This is a genomic window from Streptomyces sp. NPDC005820 (assembly GCF_040630255.1).
Lineage (GTDB): Bacteria > Actinomycetota > Actinomycetes > Streptomycetales > Streptomycetaceae > Streptomyces.
Map to the genome: position 1 here is coordinate 202,277 of NZ_JBEXXE010000001.1, position 24,591 is coordinate 226,867.

General features: G+C 72.3%; 19 protein-coding genes. 8 read left to right on the forward strand and 11 right to left on the reverse strand.

Annotated elements, in window-relative coordinates:
* Positions 1–6 precede the first annotated feature (6 nt).
* From ftsW to rsmH, 8 genes are all read right to left on the reverse strand, one after another.
* Positions 7–1,371 carry a putative lipid II flippase FtsW gene (gene ftsW, locus ABZ464_RS00920; protein WP_359268977.1) on the reverse strand — a complete coding sequence of 455 codons (1,365 nt, stop codon included), beginning with the start codon at positions 1,369–1,371 and terminating at the stop codon, positions 7–9.
* 122 nt (positions 1,372–1,493) lie between these two features.
* The gene (gene murD, locus ABZ464_RS00925) at positions 1,494–2,924 is read right to left on the reverse strand and encodes a UDP-N-acetylmuramoyl-L-alanine--D-glutamate ligase (protein ID WP_359268980.1); all 1,431 of its coding nucleotides are present in this window, start codon (positions 2,922–2,924) and stop codon (positions 1,494–1,496) included.
* On the reverse strand, positions 2,906–3,979 hold the full coding sequence (gene mraY / locus ABZ464_RS00930) for a phospho-N-acetylmuramoyl-pentapeptide-transferase (protein WP_359268983.1): 1,074 nt from the start codon (positions 3,977–3,979) through the stop codon (positions 2,906–2,908). Before mraY ends, murD begins: the two co-directional genes overlap by 19 nt.
* On the reverse strand, positions 3,976–5,391 hold the full coding sequence (gene murF / locus ABZ464_RS00935; RefSeq protein WP_359268986.1) for a UDP-N-acetylmuramoyl-tripeptide--D-alanyl-D-alanine ligase: 1,416 nt from the start codon (positions 5,389–5,391) through the stop codon (positions 3,976–3,978). Before murF ends, mraY begins: the two co-directional genes overlap by 4 nt.
* A gap of 4 nt (positions 5,392–5,395) precedes the next feature.
* Entirely contained in the window at positions 5,396–6,916 is a 1,521-nt protein-coding gene (locus tag ABZ464_RS00940) for a UDP-N-acetylmuramoyl-L-alanyl-D-glutamate--2,6-diaminopimelate ligase (RefSeq protein ID WP_359268989.1), read from the reverse strand.
* Between the two features lie 194 nt (positions 6,917–7,110).
* Entirely contained in the window at positions 7,111–9,072 is a 1,962-nt protein-coding gene (locus ABZ464_RS00945) for a penicillin-binding protein 2 (RefSeq protein ID WP_359268992.1), read from the reverse strand.
* Positions 9,073–9,077: 5 nt separating this feature from the next.
* Positions 9,078–9,620: a septum formation initiator family protein gene (locus ABZ464_RS00950; protein ID WP_359268995.1), complete on the reverse strand. Its 543-nt coding sequence runs from the start codon at positions 9,618–9,620 to the stop codon at positions 9,078–9,080.
* 46 nt (positions 9,621–9,666) lie between these two features.
* A complete protein-coding gene (gene rsmH, locus ABZ464_RS00955; protein ID WP_359268998.1) occupies positions 9,667–10,623 on the reverse strand; it encodes a 16S rRNA (cytosine(1402)-N(4))-methyltransferase RsmH in 957 nt (318 codons plus the stop codon).
* 343 nt (positions 10,624–10,966) lie between these two features.
* On the opposite strand from rsmH, the gene ABZ464_RS00960 reads away from it, so the two are divergent.
* The 4 genes from ABZ464_RS00960 to ABZ464_RS00975 all read left to right on the forward strand — a co-directional run bounded on the left by ABZ464_RS00960 (position 10,967) and on the right by ABZ464_RS00975 (position 16,694).
* Positions 10,967–11,512 (forward strand): carbonic anhydrase, encoded by a 546-nt coding sequence (locus ABZ464_RS00960; RefSeq protein ID WP_359269001.1) that lies wholly within the window; start codon positions 10,967–10,969, stop codon positions 11,510–11,512.
* A 261-nt stretch (positions 11,513–11,773) separates the two neighbouring features.
* Positions 11,774–12,811, forward strand: a complete 1,038-nt coding sequence (locus tag ABZ464_RS00965) for a MoxR family ATPase (protein WP_359269004.1) — start codon at positions 11,774–11,776, stop codon at positions 12,809–12,811.
* A complete protein-coding gene (locus tag ABZ464_RS00970) occupies positions 12,811–14,193 on the forward strand; it encodes a DUF58 domain-containing protein (RefSeq protein WP_359269007.1) in 1,383 nt (460 codons plus the stop codon). Before ABZ464_RS00965 ends, ABZ464_RS00970 begins: the two co-directional genes overlap by 1 nt.
* Entirely contained in the window at positions 14,190–16,694 is a 2,505-nt protein-coding gene (locus ABZ464_RS00975; protein ID WP_359269010.1) for a DUF3488 and transglutaminase-like domain-containing protein, read from the forward strand. Before ABZ464_RS00970 ends, ABZ464_RS00975 begins: the two co-directional genes overlap by 4 nt.
* Before the next feature lie 78 nt (positions 16,695–16,772).
* On the opposite strand, the gene ABZ464_RS00980 is transcribed toward ABZ464_RS00975, so the two are convergent.
* The 3 genes from ABZ464_RS00980 to ABZ464_RS00990 form a co-directional block, all read right to left on the reverse strand.
* A complete protein-coding gene (locus ABZ464_RS00980) occupies positions 16,773–17,165 on the reverse strand; it encodes a DUF3040 domain-containing protein (protein WP_359269013.1) in 393 nt (130 codons plus the stop codon).
* Between the two features lie 287 nt (positions 17,166–17,452).
* Entirely contained in the window at positions 17,453–18,223 is a 771-nt protein-coding gene (locus tag ABZ464_RS00985; protein ID WP_359269016.1) for a methyltransferase, read from the reverse strand.
* A 159-nt stretch (positions 18,224–18,382) separates the two neighbouring features.
* Positions 18,383–18,946, reverse strand: coding sequence for an SAV_6107 family HEPN domain-containing protein (locus tag ABZ464_RS00990; RefSeq protein WP_359269019.1), 564 nt, complete (start codon positions 18,944–18,946; stop codon positions 18,383–18,385).
* A 165-nt stretch (positions 18,947–19,111) separates the two neighbouring features.
* On the opposite strand from ABZ464_RS00990, the gene ABZ464_RS00995 reads away from it, so the two are divergent.
* From ABZ464_RS00995 to ABZ464_RS01010, 4 genes are all read left to right on the forward strand, one after another.
* Positions 19,112–19,855 (forward strand): ATP-binding cassette domain-containing protein, encoded by a 744-nt coding sequence (locus tag ABZ464_RS00995; RefSeq protein ID WP_359269022.1) that lies wholly within the window; start codon positions 19,112–19,114, stop codon positions 19,853–19,855.
* A complete protein-coding gene (locus tag ABZ464_RS01000; RefSeq protein ID WP_359269025.1) occupies positions 19,827–21,911 on the forward strand; it encodes a YhgE/Pip domain-containing protein in 2,085 nt (694 codons plus the stop codon). Before ABZ464_RS00995 ends, ABZ464_RS01000 begins: the two co-directional genes overlap by 29 nt.
* A gap of 44 nt (positions 21,912–21,955) precedes the next feature.
* Positions 21,956–22,582, forward strand: a complete 627-nt coding sequence (locus ABZ464_RS01005) for a TetR/AcrR family transcriptional regulator (protein ID WP_359269028.1) — start codon at positions 21,956–21,958, stop codon at positions 22,580–22,582.
* Between the two features lie 526 nt (positions 22,583–23,108).
* A complete protein-coding gene (locus ABZ464_RS01010; RefSeq protein ID WP_359269030.1) occupies positions 23,109–24,581 on the forward strand; it encodes an NAD(P)/FAD-dependent oxidoreductase in 1,473 nt (490 codons plus the stop codon).
* The last annotated feature ends 10 nt before the right edge of the window (positions 24,582–24,591 follow it).

Consider the following 24,591-nt stretch of genomic DNA (forward strand, 5'->3'; position numbering starts at 1 on the left):
CGAAATTCACCGCTCTCCGGACGGACGCGCCGCCGAGGCACGCCGTCGCATCGTGTTCCATCTCCGGGGTTCCCGTTTCACCGCGGAACCCCCGGCCCCCCGCTTTCTACCAAAGCGGGGTTGCCGCAGCGCAAGCGCCGCCCGTGCAGCGGGGTCGTCGCGTGCGAAGGCGATCAGCAGCCCGATCGCGAACATGGTCGGCAGCAGGGCGGACCCCCCGTAGGAGAACAGCGGGAGGGGGACGCCGGCGATCGGCAGCAGACCGAGCACCGCACCGATGTTGATCACGGCTTGCGCGGTGATCCAGGTGGTCACACCTCCCGCGGCGTACCTGACGAAGGGGTCCTCCGTGCGTCCGGCCACGCGGATACCCGCATAGCCTAGAGCCGCGAACAGGGCGAGCACCGACAGCGTCCCCGCGAGACCCAGTTCCTCACCGGTGACGGCGAAGATGAAGTCGGTGTGGGCTTCGGGGAGTTGTCCCCATTTCTCCACACTCGCCCCGAGTCCGGAACCGAAGATGCCGCCGGAGGCGAGGGCGTAGATCCCGTGCACGGCCTGCCAGCAGTCGGCGGCTCCGGACTTGGGCTCGGTGGCGCCGATGCAGGCGAGGCGGGCCATCCGGTTCGGGCTGGTCTTGATCAGGAGGAACCCGATCGCGGCGGCGATCGACAGCACCCCGACGAAGAGCCGGGTGGGCGCCCCCGCGAGCCACAACAGCCCGAACAGGATCGCCGTGAGGATGATCGCCGTCCCCATGTCGCCGCCGAGCATGATCAGCCCGAGCAGCATGAAGGCCACCGGGACCAGGGGCACCAGCATGTGCTTCCACTGGGTGAGCAGCTTCCTGTCCTGCTTGCGGGCGAGCAGGTCGGCGCCCCACAGCACCAGGGCGAGCTTGCCGAACTCGCTGGGCTGGATCTGGAAGGAGCCGCCGAGCGAGATCCAGTTCTGGTTGCCGTTGACGGCCATCCCTATCCCGGGCACCTGCACCAGGGCCATCATGAAGACGGCTCCGGCGAGGATCGGGTAGGCCAGCGCCCGGTGCAGCTTGACCGGCATCCGGGAGGCGACCAGCAGCAGCACGGCCCCGATGGAGGCGGCCAGGAACTGTTTGCGGAAGAAGAACGACCCGGGCAGCGACATCTGCAGCGCGGTGATCTGCGAGGCGGAGTACACCATCACCAGCCCGAGCACGGTGATCAGCAGACTGCCGCCGAGGATCACGTAGTAGGCGGTGAGCGGCCGGTCCCAGGCCTTGCGCGCACGCGTGTAGGCCCGCAGGACGGGGTTGTCACGGGCCGGCCGCCGGGCGGGGGGCCGACGGACAGCCCGCTGGACGGGCGGCCGCCCGGTACGACTACTGGACACGTGACTACAACCCCCTAGGGGCGCGGGACCCTGACATCTGCGGCTGCGCCGCGCGGGCGCGACAAGCCCCCACCGGCCCGCACCTGAACGACACAGTCACGCGCCCTCCAAAAGACCCGCCGTCAGGCGAGTTCACGCACCGCCTCGGCGAACGCGTCCCCGCGCTGGTTGTAGTTGACGAACATGTCCATGGACGCGCAGGCCGGGGCGAGCAGCACCGTGTCTCCCGCGCGGGCGAGGCGCCGGGCCTCCTGGACCGCCGCGAGCATCGCCCCAGTGTCGGTCCGGTCGAGGTCCACGACGGGTACTTCCGGGGCGTGTCGCGCGAGGGCTTCACGGATCAGCGCGCGGTCGGCGCCGATCAGGACGACCCCGCGCAGCCGCTCCGCGGACCTGGCGACGAGTTCGTCGAAGGTCGCGCCCTTGGCGAGCCCTCCGGCGATCCACACGATCGACGGGTAGGCCGCCAACGAGGCTTCCGCCGCGTGCGTGTTGGTCGCCTTGGAGTCGTCGATGTACACGACGCCGTCCACGTCGGCCACGTGGGCGATGCGGTGGGCGTCCGGGGTGAAGGCCCGCAGGCCGTCCCGTACGGCCGTGGGAGGCACGCCGAAGGCGCGGGCGAGGGCCGCCGCGGCAAGGGCGTTGGCGATGTTGTGCGGGGCCGGCGGGGTGACGTCGGAGACCTCGGCGAGTTCCTGGGCGTTCTTCTGCCGGTTCTCGACGAACGCGCGGTCGACCAGGATGCCGTCGATCACGCCGAGTTGGGACGGTCCCGGGGTGCCGAGGGTGAAGCCGATGGCGCGGCAGCCCTCCTCGACGTCCGCCTCGCGGACCAGGTCCTCGGTGGCCTTGTCGGCGACGTTGTAGACGCAGGCGACGCGATTGCCCTCGTAGATCCGGCCCTTGTCGCGCGCGTACGCCTCCATCGAGCCGTGCCAGTCGAGGTGGTCGGGGGCGAGGTTCAGCACGGTCGCCGAGTGCGCCCGCAGGGAGGGCGCCCAGTGCAGCTGGTAGCTGGACAACTCCACGGCCAGGACGTCGTACTCCTCGTCGCCGAGGACGGCGTCGAGCAGCGAGACGCCGATGTTGCCGACGGCCGCCGTGCGCAGGCCGGCCGCCTTCAGGATGGAGGCCAGCATCTGGGTGGTGGTCGTCTTGCCGTTGGTGCCGGTGACGCACAGCCAGGGGGCGGCTTCGGGGCCCCGGAGGCGCCAGGCGAGTTCGACGTCGCCCCAGATCTCCACCCCGGCCTCGGCCGCCGCCGCGAAGAGCGGCTTGTCGGGCTTCCAGCCCGGTGCGGTGACGATGAGTTCGGTGCCCTCGGGAAGGGTCGCCCCGTCGCCGAGGCGCACGGTGACGCCCAGCGCCTCCAGCTCGGCGGCCTGCTCACGCGCGCGTGCGTCGTCGCCGTCGTTGACGACGGTGACGATCGCCCCGCGTGCGTGCAGCACCTTGGCCGCCGGGACACCGGAGACGCCGAGCCCGGCGACGGTGACGTGCTTGCCCGTGAAGTCCGGGGACACCGAGGAGGTCACTTGTCTGCTGCCCATCCCGCGTAGAAGAGACCCAGTCCGACGATCACACAGATGCCCTGAATGATCCAGAATCGGACCACGACCAGGACTTCGGACCAGCCCTTGAGTTCGAAGTGATGCTGAAGTGGCGCCATCCGGAAGACGCGCTTCCCGGTCAGCCGGAACGAGCCGACCTGGATGACCACCGACATGGTGATGAGGACGAACAGACCGCCCATGATGGCGACCAGCAGCTCGGTGCGGGAGCAGATGGCGAGGCCCGTGAGCACACCGCCGAGCGCCAGCGAACCGGTGTCGCCCATGAAGATCTTGGCCGGCGACGTGTTCCACCACAGGAAGCCGAGGCAGGAACCCATCAGCGCGGCGGAGACGACCGCGAGGTCCAGCGGGTCGCGCACCTCGTAGCAGGCGCCGGGGTTGGTCAGGGTCTCGCCGTTGGCGCAGGACTCCTGGTACTGCCAGACGCCGATGAACGTGTACGCGCCGAAGACGAGGACGGAGGCGCCGGTGGCGAGGCCGTCCAGACCGTCGGTGAGGTTCACGCCGTTGGACATGGCGAGGATCATGAACAGCGCCCAGACGACGAACAGCACCGGGCCGATCGTCCAGCCGAAGTCCGTGATGAACGACAGCTTGGTGGAGGCCGGGGTGTTGCCGCGGGAGTCCGCGAACTGCAGCGAGAGCACCGCGAAGGCGATGCCGACGATCAGCTGGCCGGCCATCTTCGCCTTGGCCCGCAGACCCAGCGAACGCCGCTTGACGATCTTGATGTAGTCGTCGAGGAAGCCGACCAGGCCCATGCCGCACATCAGGCCGAGGACCAGCAGACCCGAGAAGGTCGGCGGCTTGCCGGTGATCACCTTGGACAGGAAGTACGCGGCGACCGTCGCCAGTATGAACGCGATACCGCCCATGGTCGGCGTACCGCGCTTGCTGGCGTGCTCGCGCGGACCGTCGTCGCGGATGTACTGGCCGTAGCCCTTGCGCGCCAGCAGCTTGATCAGCAGCGGCGTGCCGATCAGCGTCAGGAAGAGGCCAATGACACCTGCGAACAGGATCTGCTTCATCATCGGGCGGAAACCTCACCCTCGGCACCGGTCGCGAGCAGCGCCTGCGCGACGCTCTCGAGACCGACCGATCGGGACGCCTTCACGAGTACGACGTCCCCCGGGCGCAGCTCGCTGCGCAACAGGTCGACCGCCGCCTGTGCGTCGGACACGTGCACCGACTCCTCACCCCACGAACCCTCGTTATATGCGCCCAGTTGCAGCCAGGCGGCTTCCCTGCCCCCGACCGCGACGAGCTTGCTGACGTTGAGCCGGACGGCGAGCCGCCCGACCGCGTCGTGCTCGGCGAGCGCCTCGTCTCCGAGCTCGGCCATCTTGCCGAGCACCGCCCAGGTCCGCCGCCCCTTGCCCATGGCCGCCAGCGCGCGCAGAGCGGCTCGCATGGACTCGGGGTTCGCGTTGTAGGCGTCGTTGACGATCGTCACGCCGTCCGGGCGCTCGGTGACCTCCATCCGCCAGCGGGAGAGGGAGCCCGCCTCGGAGAGCGCGGTGGCGATCTCTGTTACGGACATGCCCAGCTCATGGGCGACGGCTGCCGCGGCGAGCGCGTTCGACACGTGGTGCTCACCGTACAGGCGCATGGTCACATCGCTGCACCCGGAGGGTGTGTGAAGGCTGAAGGAGGGCTGTCCACTGTCCGTGAGTCGTACGTTCTCGGCCCGTACGTCCGCTTCGCCGGACTCTCCGAAAAGGACCACCTTCGCCGTCGTACGGGAGGCCATGGCCCGGACCAACGGGTCGTCGGCGTTGAGGACGGCGACACCGCCGTCGCTCGCCGGGGGAAGGCTCTCGACCAGCTCGCCCTTTGCCTGTGCGATCTGTTCGCGGCCGCCGAACTCGCCGATGTGGGCGGTGCCGACGTTCAGCACGAGGCCGACCTTCGGGGGCGTCAGTTCCGTGAGGTAGCGGATGTGTCCGATGCCGCGGGCGCCCATCTCCAGGACCAGGAACCGGGTTTCCTCGGTGGCGGACAGGGCGGTCAGCGGCAGCCCGATCTCGTTGTTGAGGGAGCCGGGGGTGAAGACGGTCGGCGCCTTGCGCCGGAGCACCTGGGCGATGAGGTCCTTGGTGCTGGTCTTGCCGGCCGAGCCGGTGAGCGCGACGAGGGTCGTGCCGAGCTTGTGCACGACATGCCGGGCGAGGGCGCCCAGGGCGGCCTGGACGTCGTCCACGACGATCGCGGGCACACCGACCGGGCGCGAGGCCAGTACGGCCGTCGCGCCCGCCTCGACGACCGCGGCCGCGTAGTCGTGGCCGTCGACGCGTTCGCCGACGAAGGCGACGAAGAGGCTGCCGGGCTCCACCTCGCGGGAGTCCCGGACGACCGGTCCGGTGACTTCCGCGGACGGATCCGGTATGTCGTACGTCTGCCCGCCGACGACTGCTGCGATCTCGGCGAGGGAGAGGGCGATCACAAGTTCATCCCTGGGTCTGCTGGATAGCTTCGCGAAGCACCTGGCGGTCGTCGAACGGACGGACCACTCCGGCGATGTCCTGGCCCTGCTCATGGCCCTTGCCCGCGACCAGCACGGTGTCCCCGGCGTGCGCGCGGGCGACGGCGGCGGCGATCGCGGCGGCCCGGTCCTCGAACAGGAGTACCTCGCCGCGCTCGTGCGCGGGCACCGAGGCGGCCCCTTCGAGCATGGTCGCGAGGATCGCGAGGGGGTCCTCGGAGCGGGGGTTGTCGGAGGTCAGTACGGCGATGTCGGCGAGCCGTGCCGCGGCGGCGCCCATCGGCGCACGCTTGGTGCGGTCCCGGTCGCCGCCGCAGCCGATGACGATGTGCAGCCGGCCCTTGGTGACCTTGCGCAGCGCCCTGAGGACCGATTCGACGGCGTCCGTCTTGTGGGCGTAGTCGACGACCGCGAGATAGGGCTGGCCGGCGTCGACGCGCTCCAGCCGGCCCGGCACGCCCGGTACGGCGGCGACGCCGTCGGCGGCGGTCTGCGGGTCGAGTCCCGCGGCGGCGAGGGCGACGATCGCGGCGAGGGTGTTGGCCACGTTGAACGAGCCGGGCAGCGGCGCCTTGGAGGCGATCCGTACCCCGTCCGGGCCGACGGCGGTGAACGTCGAGTCCAGCGGGCCGACGTGGACCTCGACCGCGCGCCAGTCGGCGTCGGGGTGGCCCTCGGCGGAGAAGGTGACGACCGGGACCTCGGCCTCGCGGGCCAGTCGGCGGCCGTACTCGTCGTCGAGGTTGACGACGCCGAGTTTGCTGCGTTTAAGCGTGAACAGCTGCGCCTTGGCCCGGAAGTAGTCCTCCATGTCGGAGTGGAACTCCATGTGTTCCGGGCTGAGGTTGGTGAAGACGGCGATGTCGAAGACGCAGCCGTCGACCCGGCCGAGGACCAGGGCGTGGCTGGAGACCTCCATGGCGACCGCCTCGACCCCGCGCTCGCGCATGACGGCGAACAGGGCCTGCAGATCGGTGGCCTCGGGGGTGGTGCGCTCGGACTTGATGCGCTCCTCGCCGATGCGCGTCTCGACCGTGCCGATCAGTCCGGTGGCCTTCAGCGACTTCAGTCCGCCCTCCACCAGGTAGGCGGTGGTGGTCTTGCCGGAGGTGCCGGTGATGCCGATCTGGAGCAGATCGCGGCCCGGGCGGCCGTAGATCGTGGCCGCCAGCCCGCCCATCCGCGCGCGCGGGTCGTCGACGACCAGGACCGGCAGGCCGGTCGCGGCGGCGCGCTCGGCGCCGGTCGGGTCGGTGAGCACGGCGACCGCGCCGAGGCCGGCGGCCTGGGTGACGAAGTCTGCGCCGTGCAGCCGGGCGCCCGGGAGGGCGGCGTACAGGTCGCCGGGGCGGACGGCGCGCGAGTCGTGGGTGATGCCCGTGACGGTCGCTTCGCTCCGCACGGCGGTGGCACCCAGCTGGTCGGCGAGCTCCGCGAGGGGTGTGGCGGAGACCTGAACCGGCCTGGGCGGTCCCGGGTATGTCACGGAAGCGCCCTTCTGGGTGGTTTGGGACTGATCAGCGTGTGGCACGGCGGTGAGCGTACCGGGCGCACCCGCCTGCGGGCGAAGCGAGGCGGAGGGGGACGCGTGGTTCCCGGGTCCGGGAGTGATCATGGTCACGGGCTGGTTCCTGGCTGGTTCGGCGCTGAACAGCGATGGGCAGGGGCGAGCGGGGGGGGTCAGGGGGAGAAGGTGACGGGCAGGTTGGCGGCCTTCGCCCCGGTCGGCGGGATCTGCAGGGTCTTCAGGGCGAACTCCATGACCTGCTTGAAGATGGGTCCGCAGATCTGGCCGCCGAAGTAGCTGCCCTGGGTGGCGTTCTGGATGGCGCAGTAGACGGTGATCCGGGGCTTGTCGGCGGGGGCGAAGCCGGCGAAGGACGAGGTGTATCCCTTGTACTTGCCGGTGGCCGGATCCACGCGGTTCGCCGTGCCCGTCTTGCCCGCGACGCGGTAGCCGGGGATGCGCGCCTTGGTGCCGGTGCCCTCCTGGTCGTCCACGACCGACTCCAGCATCTGGGCGAGGGTCTTCGCCGTCTTCTCGCTGACGACCCTGGTCTTCTTGGGGGCGGCGGCGGGGGTGAAGCGTCCGTCGGGGCCCTGGGTGCCGCGCACCAGGGTCGGCTCGATCCGTACGCCGCCGTTGGCGATGGCCGAGTAGACGGAGGCGGCCTGGAGCGCATTGAGCGAGACGCCCTGTCCGAAAGGGATCGTGTACTGCTGCGAGGTCGACCACTTGTCGGGCGCGGCGAGGATGCCCTTGGTCTCGCCGGGGAAGCCGAGGCCGGTGTAGCTGCCGATGCCGAACTTGCGCAGGTAGGAGTAGAGGACCCGGTTGGCCTCGGCCTGGGTCTTGCCGAGTTCCCCGGTGGCGAGGATCGTGCCGATGTTGCTGGACTTGGCGAGCACGCCGTTGAGCGTCAGGTTCCAGGTCTCGTGGTCGATGTCGTCCTTGAAGAGCCGGTCGCCGCGGTGCAGCCGGTTCGGTACGACGACATGGGTGAGCGGGGTGGCGACGTTCTCCTCGAGGACGGCCGCCATCGACATGATCTTGGCGGTGGAGCCGGGCTCGTAGGCGTCCTGGAGGGCGGCGTTGCCGAGGGCGTCCGGGTTCGCCGTGGTGAGGTCGTTGGGGTCGAAGCCGGGCGAGTTGGCCATGGCGAGGATCTCGCCGGTGCGGGTGTCCTGGACGACGACGTAGCCGCGGTCCGCCTTCGATGCCTTGACCTGTTCGGTGATGGCGTTCTGGGCGGCCCACTGGATGTCCCGGTCGAGCGTCAGCTCGATGTCGGAGCCGGGCACGGCGGGCGTCTCGGTGGAGCCGGCGGTGGGCACCTGGAGGCCGCCGGACTGGGCGTAGCGGATCTTGCCGTCCTTGCCGGACAGGAGCGGGTTCAGCTGCTGCTCGATGCCGCCGCCGCCCTTGCCCGCGGCGTTGACCCAGCCGAGCACGGAGGCGGCGAGGTCGCCGTTGGGGTACACGCGCTTGCTGCTGGGGACCGCGAAGAGGCCCGCGAGGACGTTGACCGTGGTGCCGTCGGACCGGGCCTTGGCGGCGAGCGCGGACCGCAGGTCCTTGATCTGTTTCCAGACCTCGGGGGTCTGCCGGACGGCCAGCAGCGCGTACTGCGACTTGGTGTTGCTGGGCCGCAGCTTGGCGACGATCGTGGACTGCTCCTGGCCGAGGATCGGGGCGAGGAGGGCCGCGGCCTGCTCGGGACCGTCGTCGATCTTCAGGTTCTCGCGGTTGAACATCGTCGGGTCGGCGGTGATGTCGTACGCGTCCTCGCTGCTGGCGAGGGCCACCCCGCTGCGGTCGGTGATCTCGCCGCGTTCGGCGGCCAGCACCTGGCCGACGTAACGGTTCCGGTCGGCCTTGGCCGCGTACGTACTGGCATCGACGGCCTGGACCTGGAGGAGGCGCACGACGAAGGCGGCCATCACCAGGGTCAGGGCGAGGCCGACCATGCGCAGCCGGGGGCGGGGGCTGCCGAGCCGGAGGGCGTGCGGGGCCGGGGGCCGCGGTGCGGCCGGGCGGCGGGCCGGGCGGGCGCCGGGGCCCGGCCGGCGCTGTGCGGAGGCGGGGCGGGAGGGCCGGGCGGGGCCGGGCACGCGGCGGCGGGGCGGTTCCCTGTCGGACACTTCCGTCACCTGCCGGGGGTCGTGGGAAGGGCTGCGGTCGGAGCCGGCGACGTGCTCGGCGCGGGAGGGCCGCCGGGAAGGGTGGACGACGGTGACGGTGAGGGCGCCGGCGAGGCGATCGTCTGGGAGAGCGTCATCGCCTCGGGCGGCCGTACGACGTCGGCGGCGCCCTGCGCCGGCTGCTGGGCCGCGGCCGAGGGGACGCCGTTGACGCTGCCGTCGGGGTCCAGGAAGGCGGGGTCGCCGCCGGGGACCATGCCGAGTTCGCGGGCGCGGCGCTGGAGGGCGTCCGGGGCGGAGTAGGAGTCGATGTCGCGCTGGAGCGCCTGTTCCTCGTCGGTGAGGTTCTTGGTGTCCCGCTGGAGGTCGCCCATCCGGAACGAGCCCTCGCTGAGCGCGGAGTTCAGCACGAGAAGCCCGATGAGACCGCCTCCCAGCAGGAGGACGACGAGGAGGACGAAGGGGGTGCGGGCCGCCTGGCGCGGCCGTGCGGGGAACAGACGGGCGAGCCGGGCCGCCCTCCCCTTGAGTTCGGGTTTCCTGCTCACTCGCCCTCCCCCGCGTCCGGTTTTCCCGCCTGCGCCCGCCGCGCCCTCATTCGATGGACTCCCTGATGCGTTCGGCCCCGCGCAGCCGGGCCGGGGCCGCGCGCCGGTTCTCGGCGACCTCTTCCTCGGTGGGAAGTTCGGCACCGCGGGTCAGCAGCTTGAGCCGCGGCTGGTAGGCCTCCGGGACGACGGGCAGCCCGGGCGGCGCGGTGGAGGCGGCGCCGGCCGCGAACACCTGCTTGACCAGCCGGTCCTCCAGCGAGTGGTACGACAGCACGGCGATCCGTCCGCCGACGTCGATCGCCTCGACGGCGGCCGGGATCGCCCGCTCCAGCACCGACAGTTCGCCGTTGACCTCGATGCGCAGCGCCTGGAAGGTGCGCTTGGCCGGGTTGCCGCCGGTGCGCTTGGCGGCCTGCGGCAGTGCGCCCCGGATCAGTTCGACGAGCCGGGCGCTGTTGGTGAACGGCTCCTTGTCGCGTTCGCGGACGATCGCGGAGACGATCCGCTTGGCCTGCTTCTCCTCGCCGTACGCCCGCAGGATCCGCACCAGTTCGCCGGGCGGGTAGGTGTTGAGGACCTCGGCGGCGCTGATGCCGGTCGTCTGGTCCATGCGCATGTCGAGCGGGGCGTCCTGGGCGTAGGCGAAGCCCCGGTCGGCCTCGTCGAGCTGCATGGAGGACACGCCGAGGTCGAACAGGACGCCCTGGACGTGCTCGATGCCGAGCCGGTCGAGGACGTCGGGGAGTTCGTCGTAGACGGCGTGCACGAGGGTGGCGCGGTCGCCGAAGGGGGCGAGGCGCTCGCCGGAGAGCCGCAGGGCCTCCTTGTCGCGGTCGAGAGCGACGAGCCGGACCTCGGGGAACTGCGTGAGCAGGGCCTCGCTGTGGCCGCCGAGGCCGAGGGTGCAGTCGACGACGACCGCGCCGGGGCGCCGCAGGGCGGGGGCCAACAGGTCCAGGCACCGCTGGAGCATCACCGGGACGTGTCGACTCTGGCTCAAGGGGCCCTCTCAGATCCGGCGGGAACGCGCACCGCCGGGTCCCCGCCCTCTCGTCTGGGGAAGGCCTGCCGCGGCATGCGGGGAAAGTCAGTCCAGCAGGGAGATCGCCGTCGAGATCGCCGCCTCCCGCTTCGCGTCACTTTAGTCCACGGTGTCTCGCGGTCAATCAACCGGCCTGCGCGTCGCGGGCGGGCGCCGCCGTGAAGCGGTGGAGCGGCGGAAATCACCCGGCCGGGTGACCCGACCTCACTCCTGTGGCTTACCTCACAAACACGACGTGATGACGCTCTTTTTCCCTTCTCACAACAGGACCATCACACCCGTGACCAGTACCGTCATGGTTATGACGACTTCCGCATCCGTACCCACAGAGTCCGAAGGCGCCATACACGGCGGCACGGTGACCGACCGTCTCGTCGACGCGAACGAGCGGTACGCCGCCGCCTTCGCCGATCCCGGCATGGACGCCCGGCCCGTGCTGCACGTGGCGGTCGTGGCCTGCATGGACGCCCGTCTCGACCTGCACGCGGCGCTCGGCCTGGAGCTGGGCGACTGCCACACGATCCGCAACGCGGGCGGGGTGGTCACCGACGACGTGATCCGGTCGCTCACGATCAGCCAGCGCAAGCTGGGCACCCGCAGCATCGTGCTGATCCACCACACGGGCTGCGGCCTGGAGGCGATCACCGAGGACTTCCGCACCGAGCTGGAGATGGAGGTCGGGCAGCGTCCGGCCTGGGCGGTGGAGGCGTTCCGGGACGTGGACCAGGACGTACGGCAGTCCATGCAGCGGGTGCGCACCTCGCCGTTCCTGCTGCACGCCGACGACGTGCGCGGCTTCGTGTTCGACGTGAAGACGGGCCTGCTGCGCGAGATCGACCCCGCCTGACCGCTCGCACGGCCGTCTCTCACCCCTGTCGTTCGCTGTCGATTGCCTGTTGATTTCTCCCACGCGGGTGCCCAAAAGGCCATAGAAGCGACATATCGCGGGCAGTTGTCCACAGGCGAGTGACACGAATCGGTAACGGCAGCAAGAATGCGGTTGTGACGCCACTCCGAACATTTCACGGGTGGCGCACGTGATTCGGGGTGGGCCGGTTCGCGGAGAAGAGCGTCGGCCCGGAGGAATGTAAGGGCCGAGGAGGGCCGGGTGACGACCTATGACGAGCGAGCGAGCCTCACGGATCTGACCGCCACTGTGGATCGAGTCCGCAGTTCGGTGGAGGGAGTGATCGAGGGCAAGCCCGAGGTCGTACGGCTTTCGCTGACCGTGCTGCTCGCCGAGGGACATCTTCTGATCGAGGATGTCCCCGGCGTCGGCAAGACGATGCTCGCCAAGGCGCTGGCGAAGTCCATCGACTGTTCGGTGCGCCGGATCCAGTTCACACCGGACCTGCTGCCCTCGGACATCACGGGCGTGTCGATCTGGGACCAGCAGCGCCGCGACTTCGAGTTCAAGCCGGGCGCGATCTTCGCCCAGATCGTGATCGGCGACGAGATCAACCGGGCCTCGCCCAAGACCCAGTCCGCGCTCCTGGAGTCCCTCGAGGAGCGCCAGGTCACCATCGACGGGCAGACGTACGAGCTGCCCACTCCCTTCATGGTGGTGGCCACGCAGAACCCGGTCGAGATGGAGGGCACCTACCCGCTGCCCGAGGCCCAGCGCGACCGTTTCATGGCCCGGGTCTCCATCGGCTATCCGAGCCCGGAGGCCGAGCTGCAGATGCTGGACGTGCACGGCGGGGCCAGCCCGCTGGACGACCTCCAGCCGGTGGCCCACGCGCACGAGATCGTGAAACTGATCGACGCCGTCCGCACGGTCCATGTCGCCGAATCGGTTCGCCGCTACGCCGTCGACCTGGTCGCCGCCACGCGCACCCACCCCGACCTCAGACTCGGCGCCTCCCCGCGCGCGACGCTGCACCTGCTGCGCGCGGCGAAGGCCTCCGCCGCCCTCTCGGGCCGGGACTACGCGCTGCCCGACGATGTGCAGAACCTCGCCGTGGCCGTCCTGGCCCACCGGCTGCTGCCCACCGCGCAGGCCCAGCTCAACCGCCGCACGGCGGAGCAGGTCGTCGAGGAGATCCTGCAGCGCATCCCGGTGCCCACCGGCGGCCAGCAGCACACCTACGGCGGCCTGGGCCAGAACGCGCCCGCGTATCCGCAGCAGCCGCCGCGGAGGATCTGATGACCACCGGGGGGACCGGCCGGACCGGACAGCCCCAGGGCGGCCGCCTCGAGAAGGGCGGCGCCCGGACCGCCCTGGCGGGTCTGAGCACCCGCGGGCGATCCTTCCTGGCGGCCGGTATAGCCGCCGCCGTCTGCGCGTACGTGCTCGGGCAGCCCAATCTGCTGCGGGTCGGGCTGCTGCTGGCCGCCCTGCCGCTGATCTGCGCGGCCGTCGTCTACCGCACCCGCTACCGGGTCGCCGGCAGCCGCCGGCTGGCCCCCGCGCGCGTGCCGGCCGGCAGCGAGGCCCGTGTCCATCTGCGGATGGACAACGTCTCGCGGCTGCCCACCGGTCTGCTGATGCTCCAGGACAAGGTGCCCTACGTCCTCGGCCCGCGCCCCCGGTTCGTCCTGGACCGGGTGGAGGCGGGCGGCCGGCGCGAGGTGTCCTACCGGGTCCGCTCCGATCTGCGCGGCCGCTATCCGCTGGGTCCCCTGCAACTGCGGCTGAGCGACCCGTTCGGCATGTGCGAACTGACCCGGTCCTTCTCGACGTACGACACACTGACGGTGATCCCCCGGGTGGAGGCGCTGCCGCCGGTGCGGCTCAGCGGCGAGGCCAAGGGGTACGGCGACGGGCGGCAGCGCGCGGTGGCGCTGGCCGGCGAGGACGACGTGATCCCGCGCGGCTACCGCTACGGCGACGACCTGCGCCGGGTGCACTGGCGTTCGACCGCCCGGTACGGCGAGCTGATGGTGCGCCGCGAGGAACAGCCCCAGCGGGCCCGCTGCACGGTGCTCCTGGACACCCGGGGCGTGGCCTACGCGGGCGCCGGCCCGGACTCGGCCTTCGAATGGGCGGTCTCGGGCGCCGCCTCCGTGCTGGTGCACATGCTGGAGCGGGGCTTCTCGGTACGGCTGCTGACGGACACCGGCACCTCGGTGCCCGGCGAGGGCGCCGACGGGTTCGCCGGGGCCAGCCAGGAGTCCGCGGACGCGGCCGGGCTGATGATGGACACCCTCGCGGTGGTCGACCACTCCGACGGCGCGAGCCTGTCGCGGGCGTACGACGCGCTGCGCGGCGGCAACGAGGGGCTGCTGGTGGCGTTCCTCGGCGACATCGACGAGGAACAGGCGGCGATCGCCGCGAGGATGCGCCAGCGCAGCGGCGGCGCGGTCGCCTTCCTGCTGGACAGCGACACATGGGGGCGTGAACCGAACGGCATGGCTCATCCGATGAACAGTCAGGAGGAGCGGCTGCGGTTGCTGCGCGAGGCGGGCTGGACCGTCCTCGGCGTACCGCGGGGCACTCCGCTGACCGAGCTGTGGCGGCAGGCCGACCGCGAGCGGGCGGGGGTCGTGACGGCGGGCGGGACGCGTGCGGGGGAGGCGCGATCATGAGCGGACGGGCTCGGCTGACACTGTGCTCGGCGGCGGCCACGCTGATGGCCTCGTGCGCCCTGCTGCCCCTCGTCGACCCGGCGACCTGGATCCTCCAGGCGGCGGTGCTGCTGGCGATCCAGTCCGGGGTGGGCGCGGCCGCGCGCCGGGTCCCGCTGGCCCGGCCGCTGACGGTGGCCGCCCAGGCGCTGGTCACGCTGTTGCTGCTCACCCTGGTCTTCGCCCGGGAGCAGGCGCTGCTCGGGGTGATCCCCGGCCCGGACGCGATCCGGCACTTCGGGGAGTTGTTCCGGGCAGGCGCCGAGGACGTCGGGCAGTACGCGATCCCCGCCCCGCTGTCCGACGGCATCCGGCTGATGACGGTCAGCGGTGTGCTGGGCATCGGCCTGGCGGTGGACACCCTCGCGGTGACCTTCCGCAACGCCGCCCCGGCCGGTCTGCCGCTCCTCGCGCTGTACTCGGTGGCCGCGGGGCTGTCCGCCGGGTCGAGCGACTGGGTGTGGTTCCTGGTCGCCGCGGTCGGCTATCTGATGCTGCTGCTGGCCGAGGGCCGTGAGCGGCTCTCCCAGTGGGGCCGGGTCTTCGCGGGCGCCCCGCGCACCCCGGGCGAGCAGCCGGGGGCGGTGGCGCCGGTGCGCACCGGGCGGCGGATCGGCATGGCCGCGCTGGGCGTGGCCCTGGTGGTGCCGCTGCTGCCGCTGCCGGCGATCCAGGGCGGCCTGCTGGCGGGCGCCGGGACGGGCGTGGGCGCGGGCAACGGCGGCGGGGGCACGATCTCCGCGGTCAACCCGGTGGTGTCGCTGCGCGACAGCCTGAACGTGAACGAGGACCGCACGGTCCTCACGCTGAGCACCGACGCCGGCGACCTGTCGGACATGTATCTGCGGATCGTGTCCCTGGACGACTTCGACGGCACCACCTGGAAGCCGTCCAAGCGCCACATCGTCACCGTGCCGGACGAGTTCCCCACGCCCACCGGTCTGGCTCCCGACGTCAAGCGCACGGTGGTCTCCACCCGGATCTCGGCCGCCGACGGCTATGCCCAGGACTGGCTGCCGATGCCGTACCCGCCGAGCAGCGTGAACATCAGGGGCAACTGGCGGTACGAACCGGTCGGCATGACCCTCGTCGGTGACCACGGTCAGAAGACCAGCGGCAAGACGTATACGGTGACGAGCCTCGATGTGCAGCCGACGGCCGAGCAGCTGGCGACGGCACCCAAGGCGCCGAGCTCGATCCGCAACGAGTACACCAAGGTGCCGAACTCGCTGCCGAAGGTGGTGACGCGCGAGGCCCGGGAGATCACCGAGGGCGCGACGAGCGACTACGCGAAGGCGGTCGCGCTGCAGGACTACTTCGCGGTCACGGGCGGCTTCGAGTACGACACCGAGGTGGAGGTCGGTTCCGGCCCCGACGCGATCGCCCGCTTCCTGCGGGACAAGCAGGGCTTCTGCGTCCACTTCTCGTTCGCGATGGCGGCGATGGCCCGCACGCTGGGCATACCGGCCCGGGTCGCGGTGGGCTTCGCGCCGGGTTCCCCACAGGCGGACGGTTCGGTGGCGGTGAGCCTGAAGGACGCGCACGCCTGGCCCGAGCTGTACTTCGAGGGCGTGGGCTGGACCCGCTTCGAGCCCACCCCGACGCGCGGTACGACTCCTTCGTACACGGTGCCGGACACCTCGGACACGGACACCCCCGACCTGCCTCAGTCCTCCCAGTCGGCAAACGCGGCCCCGTCGGCCGCGCCCTCGGCGAGCGCGAGCTGCTCGGCGCAGGACAAGAAGCTCGACGGCTGTGGTGCGGCGCTGCCGCTGGACGAGGCGGAGCAGGGCGGCCAGGGCACCCCGCTGTACATGAAGGCCGTGTGGGTCCTGTTGGGCGCCCTGGGGCTGACCGTGCCGTTGCTGCCCATGCTGTGGCGGCTGCGGCGGCGGTCGGTGCGGCTGGCGTCGGCCCGGCACTCCGGGGCCGTGGCGACGGGCGGACGCTACCCGCCCGGCGGCACGGACGGTCTCACGGCGGAGAACGCCGGTTCCGGGGTGCTGCTGGACGAGCCGTCCCAGGAGGTGGCCGAGGCCGCCGTGGCGCATGTGCTGGCGGTCTGGCGCGAGCTCGTCGACACGGCCTGGGACTACGGCATCGAGCCGGACGACGCGCTGACCCCCCGGGGGGCGGCGGCGCGGATCGTGCGGATCGGGGAGCTGGACGAGACGGTGGCCGGATCGGTGCACCGGGTGGCCGGGGCCGTGGAGCAGGTGCTGTTCGCTCCGCACCCGCGCGCGCAGGCCGGGCTGTCCGAGGACGTCCACCGGGTGCGGGCGGCGCTGCGGGCGAGGGCCGGCTGGACCACGCGCGTACGGGCCGTCGTGGCACCCCGGTCGGCGATACGGGCGGTCTGGGACCTCTCGGACCGCTGGACGGCCCTCAAGGCGTCCTGGGCGGACCGGGCGGACCGGCTGGCGAGCCTGCTGCGCCGGCGCCCTTCGGGTCAGCAGAGCTGAGCGGAGGACAGAAACGTCGAGGGGGTGACCACCCGGTGGGTGGTCACCCCCTCGACGTCGTCCGGGGTGGGGGGCCGGTCAGTGGCCGCCCTGCTCGTCTCGGCGGCGCTGCCAGCGCTGCTCGATCCGGTCCATCAGTGAGCGCTTCTGCCGTCCCTCGCCGCGGGTGTGGTGACCGCCCGCGGGGCGTTCGCCCGGCTTGGGAGCCTTGCGCCAGCCGGTGACCGCGAGCACCGCGCATCCCAGCATGACGAGGAAGCCCACCACACTGAGCCACACCTGCTTGGCGACCATTCCCGCCATGAGGAGCGCGATACCCACGAGGAAGCCCGCGACCGCCTGGTAGACCCGCCGCCGGGTGTACGTACGCAGCCCGCTTCCCTCGAGCGCCGACGCGAACTTGGGATCTTCGGCGTACAGCGCTCGCTCCATCTGCTCGAGCATGCGCTGCTCGTGCTCCGAGAGCGGCACGGAGTCCTCCTCATCGTGCAGTCGCCGGGGCGACTCGGGGGTCCCTTCAGGATAGGCAGGGATTCGCCCCCGTGAAACCCGCCCCTCTACGCCAATTGGCCAACCGGAGCCCGCCATGGGCGTCCCGGTCCGCTGAGGCTTCCATTCCCCAGCGGCCGACCCGTCATGCCGGGCGGTCTCCCTCGATCATACGGCGCACAGCGCCCGAACGGGGGGCCTGTGGCGTACTCCATGTGCCGCCAAGCCCCTGATCAGCGGGCGGGGTCACGGGCGGGGTCGGGCAGCGCTCAGGCCTCCTCGGTCCCCCGCGTCTCACCGAGCACATGGAGCTGGGTGGCGACGGAGTGGAACGCGGGGAGTTCGGCGGCGGCCTCCTCCAGCTTGAGCAGGGCGTCCAGGGCGCCGGGCTCGGTGTCCACGAGGACGCCGGGGACGAGGTCGGCGAAGACCCGTACGCCGTGCACGGCGGTGACGTCGAGGCCCGCGCCCTCGACGAGACCGGTGAGCTGCTCGGCGGTGAAGCGGCGGGGCACGGGGTCGCCGCTGCCCCAGCGGCCGTCCGGGTCGGTGAGGGCCTGCCGGGCCTCCTTGAAGTGACCGGCGAGGGCCCGCGCGAGGACGGCTCCGCCGAGGCCGGCGGCGAGGAGGCTGAGGACGCCCTCGGGGCGCAGGGCGGCCACGGTGTTGCGGACGCCTTCGGCGGGGTCGTCGACGTACTCCAGGACGCCGTGGCACAGGACGGCGTCGTAGCCGCCGCGCTCGACCACGTCGAAGAGGCCGTGGGCGTCGCCCTGGACGCCGCGCACCCGGTCGGCGACGCCGGCCTCGGCGGTGCGGCGCTCCAGCGCGAAGAGCGCGTTGGGGCTGGGGTCGACGACCGTGACCCGGTGGCCGAGGCGGGCGACGGGCACCGCGAAGTTGCCGCTGCCGCCGCCGGTGTCGAGGACGTCGAGCGCCTCGCGACCGGTGGCCTTGACCCGGCGCTCGAGGGCGTCCTGGAGGACCTCCCAGACCACGGCGGTACGGAGAGCGGCACGGGGGCGGATCGGGTCCGGCACGGCAGTTGACTCCTCGGCGCGGCACCGCCTCTTGCGCGGCGGAGCGAACGGGCTGCCTCCCGGGACCGGCGCGACCGGAGCGGGGCCGGGCGGAGGGAAGGCTTCAAACACCTTCCACCCTATTGCCTCCGACATCCGGACCGGGCACTCCGTCCCACCTCAGCCCGCGTCCGGCATCGCCCGCCCCGCTCCCCTGCCGTCCGGGTCGTCCCCGTCCTGGCGGGGCTGGGGCAGGACCGGCTGGAGGACCAGCATGCGCTCGACGAGGCGGACGAACATCGCCACGTCGCGTATCAGATCGTCGGCGTCCCGGCGGGTGGCCGCGCCCTGGATGCCCGCCTCGGCCCGGGCGCGGCGCCGGGCCCCTGAGGCGAACAGGGCGCTCCACTCGGTGAGTTCGGGCGCGATCTCGGGGAGCACTTCCCAGGCGCTGCGGATGCGTGCCCGCTTGCGGGGCGAGGGGTCGGGCCGGCCGCGGGCGGCGAGGACGGCGGCGGCGGTGCGCAGGGCGGCGAGATGGGCCGTGGCGTAGCGCTCGTTGGGGGTTTCGAGGACGGCCGCCTCCTCCAGGCCGGCACGGGCCTGGGCGAGCAGGTCGAGTGCGGCGGGCGGAGCCGTCGTCCGGCGCAGCACGGGGTGTACGTCGCTCGCCGGGCCGGTCAGTGAGGGGGCAGGGCCGGGGGCGCGGCGCCGGTGTGCGGCGGCTGCGTGGTAGCTGGCCATGACGAACCTCCTGTCGTCTGGGTGACGGCACGACCTGTCCGGTGGTGCCGTATGTGCCCATCGTGCGGTATGCCACTGACAATCCGTTCTGACCTGGGCTTTTGCTTCGATCGAAGGTTCGGGCTAGTTTTTGCACTGACCAGTCAGTTCAAATTAGGGGGGACTGTGGGCGGCGTCCGCATCACAGCCGAGGGCCTCGGCCTCAAGGGCCCTCGCGGTTGGGCCTTCCGTGGCGTGGACCTCGACGCGGAACCCGGCTCTCTGCTCGCGATCGAGGGACCGTCCGGATCCGGCCGCACAAGCCTGCTGCTCGTGCTCACCGGCCGGATGAGGGCCACCGAGGGGACGGCGACCGTGGGTACGGCACGGCTGCCGAAGCAGTCGGCTGCGGTGCGCCGGATCGGCGCGCTCGCGCATGTCGCCGGCGTCACCGACCTCGACCCGGCGCTGACCGTCGGCGAGCACCTGCGCGAACGGGCGCTGCTCCAGCGGCGGTTCGGAGGCTCCGTACGGGAGCTGCTGCGCCCGCGCGCGGAGCGGGCCACGCGGGCGGAGCTCACGATCGACGCCGCGCTGGGCGCGGCCGGCCTCGACCGCGCGGCCCTGCCCAAGGGCGCGCGGACCGCCGTACGCGATCTGGAGCGGATCGAGGCGCTGCGGCTGTCGGTGGCCCTCGCGCTCGTCGGGCGGCCGGCGCTGCTCGGCGTCGACGACACCGACCTGAAGCTGTCCGAGGCCGAACGCGACGCGGTCTGGGACCTGTTGCGATCGATCGCCGTGTCCGGGACCACCGTGCTCGCGGTCTGCGCGGAGGCGCCCGGAGGCATCGCGACGGTGTCCACGCGCACGCGTGACGACGAGAAGACGAAGGAGAAGGCCGATGCGCTCGCCGATACTCGCCGCGCTTGAGCTGCGTCGCTTCGGCAGGGGGAAGCTGCCGCGGGCCGCCCTGGTGGCGCTTCTGCTGCTGCCGCTGCTCTACGGGGCGCTGTACCTGTGGTCGTTCTGGGACCCGTACGGCCGGCTCGACCGCATCCCCGTGGCGCTGGTGAACGACGACAAGGGGGCGACCGCCGACGGGAAGCGGATCAGCGCCGGCGACGACATCACCCGGGGGCTGCGGGACAGCGAGGTCTTCGACTGGCACGAGGTGAGCGCCGAGCAGGCACGCGCGGGCGTGGAGGACGGGACGTACTACCTGTCGCTGACCATGCCCGCCGACCTCAGCGAGCGGATCGCCTCCAGCGCGGGCGACACCCCGGAGACCGGCGCCCTCCGGGTGCGGACGAACGACGCGAACAACTACATCGTCGGACAGATCTCACGGACCGTCTTCAGCGAGGTCCGCTCGGCCGCCTCCACGAAGGCCTCGCGGTCCTTCCTCGACAAGATCTTCGTCTCGTTCTCCGACCTGCACGGCGCCACCGCGAAGGCGGCCGACGGCGCCGACGACCTGAGCGGCGGCATCGGCAAGGCGCAGAAGGGCGCCGAGGACCTCGCCGACGGGCTGTCCACGGCCAAGAAGGGCAGCGGCTCGCTGGCCACCGGCCTGCGCAGGCTGGACTCGGGAGCCGGCGACCTGGCGGACGGCAGCCGGCAGGTCGCGAACGGCACCCAGGCGCTCGCCGACCGGGTCAACGGGGTCGCGGGCAAGGTGGGGCCCTTCCTGAAGGACAACGAGAAGACCATCGGCGACACCGCGCAGCTCGTCGCGGACTCCGCCACCACGGTCGGCGCCCACCTCGACGCGCTGGTGAAGGCCGCCCCGACCGCGGCGAAGGGCGCGCACACCGCCTCGGACACGCTCGCCGCCGTGTACCGGACGCGCTGCGAGAACCCGGTGCTGCCCGACCCCGCCTGCGCGGACCTGAAGAAGGCCCGGGACACGGCCGCCGAGGTCGCCACGATCGCGGACGACCTCAACACGCTGATCGCCGACCAGAACGGCGACCTGACGATCCTGCGCGCCCACCTCGGCACGCTCCAGCGGCAGGCGCAGGCCCTCGCCGACCGGGCCCCGCACCTCTCCGAGGACCTCGACGACGCGGTCACCCGGATCAACGCCCTCAACACGGGCGCCCGCAAGGTCGCCGCGGGCGCGCAGGAGCTGCACACCGGGCTCGGCACCGCCAGCACCGGCGCCGGCACCCTGGACCAGGGCGTCGGCAGGCTCGAGACCGGCGCCGAGGACCTCGACGGCGGCATGTTCAAGCTCTCCGACGGCTCCGGCCGGCTCGCCGACGGACTGCACGACGGCGCCGCGCGGATCCCCGACTACGACGCGCGGCAGCGCGACACGCGTACGGCCGTGATGGCCGACCCCGTGCGACTCGCCTCCCAGGACCTGCACAGGGCGGCGAACTACGGCACCGGTTTCGCCCCGTACTTCATCCCGCTGTCGCTGTGGGTGGGCGCGATGGTGGCGTACATGCTGATCCCGCCGATGAACCGGCGCGCGCTCGCCGTGGGCGCCCCGGCCTGGCGGATCGCGCTGGCGGGCTGGCTGCCGGTGGTCGCCGTCGGGGTGCTGCAGACGACGGCGCTGATGGCCGTGCTGCACTGGGCGATCGGCCTGGAGATGGCCCGCGCGGCCGGGACGGTGGGCTTCCTGTTCCTCGTCACGGCGTGTTTCGCGGCCCTCGTGCAGTGGCTCAACGCGCGCTTCGGCGCGGCGGGCCGGATCCTCGTCCTGGCGCTGCTGATGCTCCAGCTGACCTCGGCGGGCGGCACCTATCCGGTGCAGACCAGCCCCGGCTTCTTCAACGCCATCCACCCCTGGCTGCCGATGAGTTACGTCGTGGAGGCGCTGCGCAGACTCATCACGGGCGGCGGTCTGCAACCGGTGTGGCACGCGTGCGTGGTGCTCGTCCTGTTCACCGCGGGGGCGCTGGCGCTGACCGCCCTGTCGGCCCGCCGCCGCCAGGTGTGGACCCTGGACCGGCTGCACCCCGAACTGAGCCTGTGAAGATCCGGCGTACGGGAGGTCGGGTTCCTGTGACAATCGGGACCATGGAAAGCAGCACCACGTCGGGCGGCCGCACCCGCCGCGAGGCCACCCGGCAGAAGCTCTACGAGGCGGCCGTCACCCTCATCGCCGAACAGGGCTTCTCCGCCACCACGGTGGACGAGATCGCCGAGCGGGCGGGCGTCGCGAAGGGCACGGTCTACTACAACTTCGCGAGCAAGTCGGTCCTCTTCGAGGAGTTGCTGCGGCACGGCGTGGGCCTGCTCACCGCCTCCTTGAGACAGGCCGCCGAGGACACCGAGCAGCGGGGCGGCAGCAAGGTCGACGCGCTGGACGCGATGGTCCGCGCGGGGCTCGTCTTCATCGAGCGCTACCCGTCCTTCACCCAGCTGTACGTGGCCGAGCTGTGGCGCACCAACCGGACCTGGCAGTCCACGCTGATGGTGGTGCGCGAGCAGGCGGTGGCCGTCGTGGAGGGGGTGCTGCGCGCGGGCGTGGAGAACGGCGAGTTCAGCGAGGAGATCGACGTCCAGCTGACCGCGTCCGCGCTGGTCGGGATGGTCCTGGTGGCCGCCCTGGACTGGCAGGCCTTCCAGCCGGAGCGCTCCCTGGACGACGTCCACTCCGCGCTGTCCCGGCTGCTGCAGGGGCGGGTCAGCGGCAACCGCTGACGGAAAGCGACAGGAGCAGACACAGAAGCGCCGGTCCGCTGTGGCCACGTCCCCCGCGGGCCACCTCGAACCGGCGCTTCCTCGTGCTCCCCCGTTCCCCCCGTTCCCCGTTCCCCCCGTTCCCCGTTTCCCCCGATTTCCCCCGTTCCCCGTGTTGCCCCCGTGCGGTCTTTCCCCCGGGTCTCCCCCGTGCCTCGCTCCCGCCGACCTGGCCGGCGGAAGGAGCGGATCAAGGGCCGCTCCGTTCCGGCGCCCCGTGTCGCCGGTGCCGGAGCCGCGCCCCTTTTCCGTGTCTCCACTGTCGCGTTCGCGCAGGCCCGCCCCCATCCGCGCGCGTACTCAACTCACTCCCTAGGTACGTGTACTCAGGGCTGCGTGCTCAACCTCAGAACGCTCCGCGGTCGTGTGGTCACGATCGCGTCCGTCGCCGTACTCCCCCCGAGCTCCCCCAGTGCTCCCCCCGTCCTCCCCCGCGCCGCACGGCCTGCCGCGGTGACTGCCAGTGGCGGCCGATAAAGTCGCAGGCATGGCACGGATTGCGGTGATCGGCGCCGGGCTGGGCGCGATGGCGACCGCCGCCCGGCTGGCCGTCGCGGGCCACCGGGTGGCGGTGTACGAACGTACGGAGACGTACGGCGGAGCGGTGCGCCGCTTCGAGCGGGACGGCTTCGGTTTCGACACCGGGCCGGGGCTGCTGCCCCTGCCCGCGGTCTACCGGGACCTGTTCGTCAAGACCGGCAAGGAGCCGCTGGAGGCCTGTGTCGAGCTGGTCCAGGTCGACCCCTCGGCCCGGCATGTGTTCGCGGACGGCACCGAGGTGTCCCTGCCGAACGCCTCGCGCGCGGGGGTCGTCTCCGCCCTGGACGAGGCGCTCGGCCCGGGCGCGGGGCTGCGCTGGGGCGATTTCCTGGTCCGGGCCAGCGAGGCCTGGGACCGCACCCGCCGCCCGCTCCTGGAGGAGCCGCTGTGGCCGAACTGGCAGGTGCTGGCCGACCGTGAGCCCTATCCGGCGGTGCCGCACAAGCGGCTGCTGCGCACCCGCCGGGCGGGCACCCTCGCCGAGGTGGGCGCCTGGGAGCTGCGCGACCCGCGGCTGGCCGCCCTGCTGGACGGGCACGCGCTCGCGTACGGTCTGGATCCGCGCCGCGCCCCGGCGAGCGCGGCCGTGCTGCCGTACATGGAGCACGCCTTCGGCATGTGGTACGTGCGCGGGGGTCTGCGGGAGCTGGCCCGCGCGGTGTACGAGCGGTGTACGGCCCGCCGCGTCGAGTTCGTCTTCGGCGCCGAGGTCACCCGGGTGCTGGAGAAGGACGGCCGGGCGACGGGCGTGGAGCTCGCCGGAGGCGAGGTCGTGGACGCCGACTTCGTGGTCGCGCCCGGCGGCGCGGCGGGGCTGCCCGTCCGGGGCGAGGGCGAGGTGCCGCCCCAGCAGGGCCTGCCCAGTCGGCTGACCGTGCTGCTCGCGCTGCGCGGCGCCCGGCCGGAGGGGACCGCGCACCGGACCGTGGTGCACACCGAGGACCGCGAGGGCGAGCTGGAGAGCCTGTTCGGCGCGGCGCCCGCGGTGCCCGCGAGGCCCACCGTCACGGTGCTGCGGCCCGGCGACCCGGCGCTGGTGCCGGACGGCGACCACGAGGCGGTCACGCTCGGCGCCACGGTGCCCGCGGGGGCGGAGATACGCGAGGACCACGTGGAGGCGCTGGTCGCCGCCGCCGAGCGGGCCGTGCCGGGGCTGCGCGACCGCGTGCTGTGGCGCGAGGTGCGCACCCCCGCCGACATCGCGGCGGAGACGGGTGTGAGGGGTGGCGCCGTCCCGGCGCCCGCGCTGGCGGCGTCCGGGGGCCGGCTGCTGCACCCGGCGAACTCGACGGGCCTGCAAGGGCTGTTCACCGCCGGCGGCTGGTCGCATCCGGGGGGCGGGCTGCCCCACGCGGGCATGTCGGGCGCGCTGGTGGCCGGACTGATCGTGGAGGGACCGGAGTTCCGCGGCTCGCAGTGAGGGCCCGTCA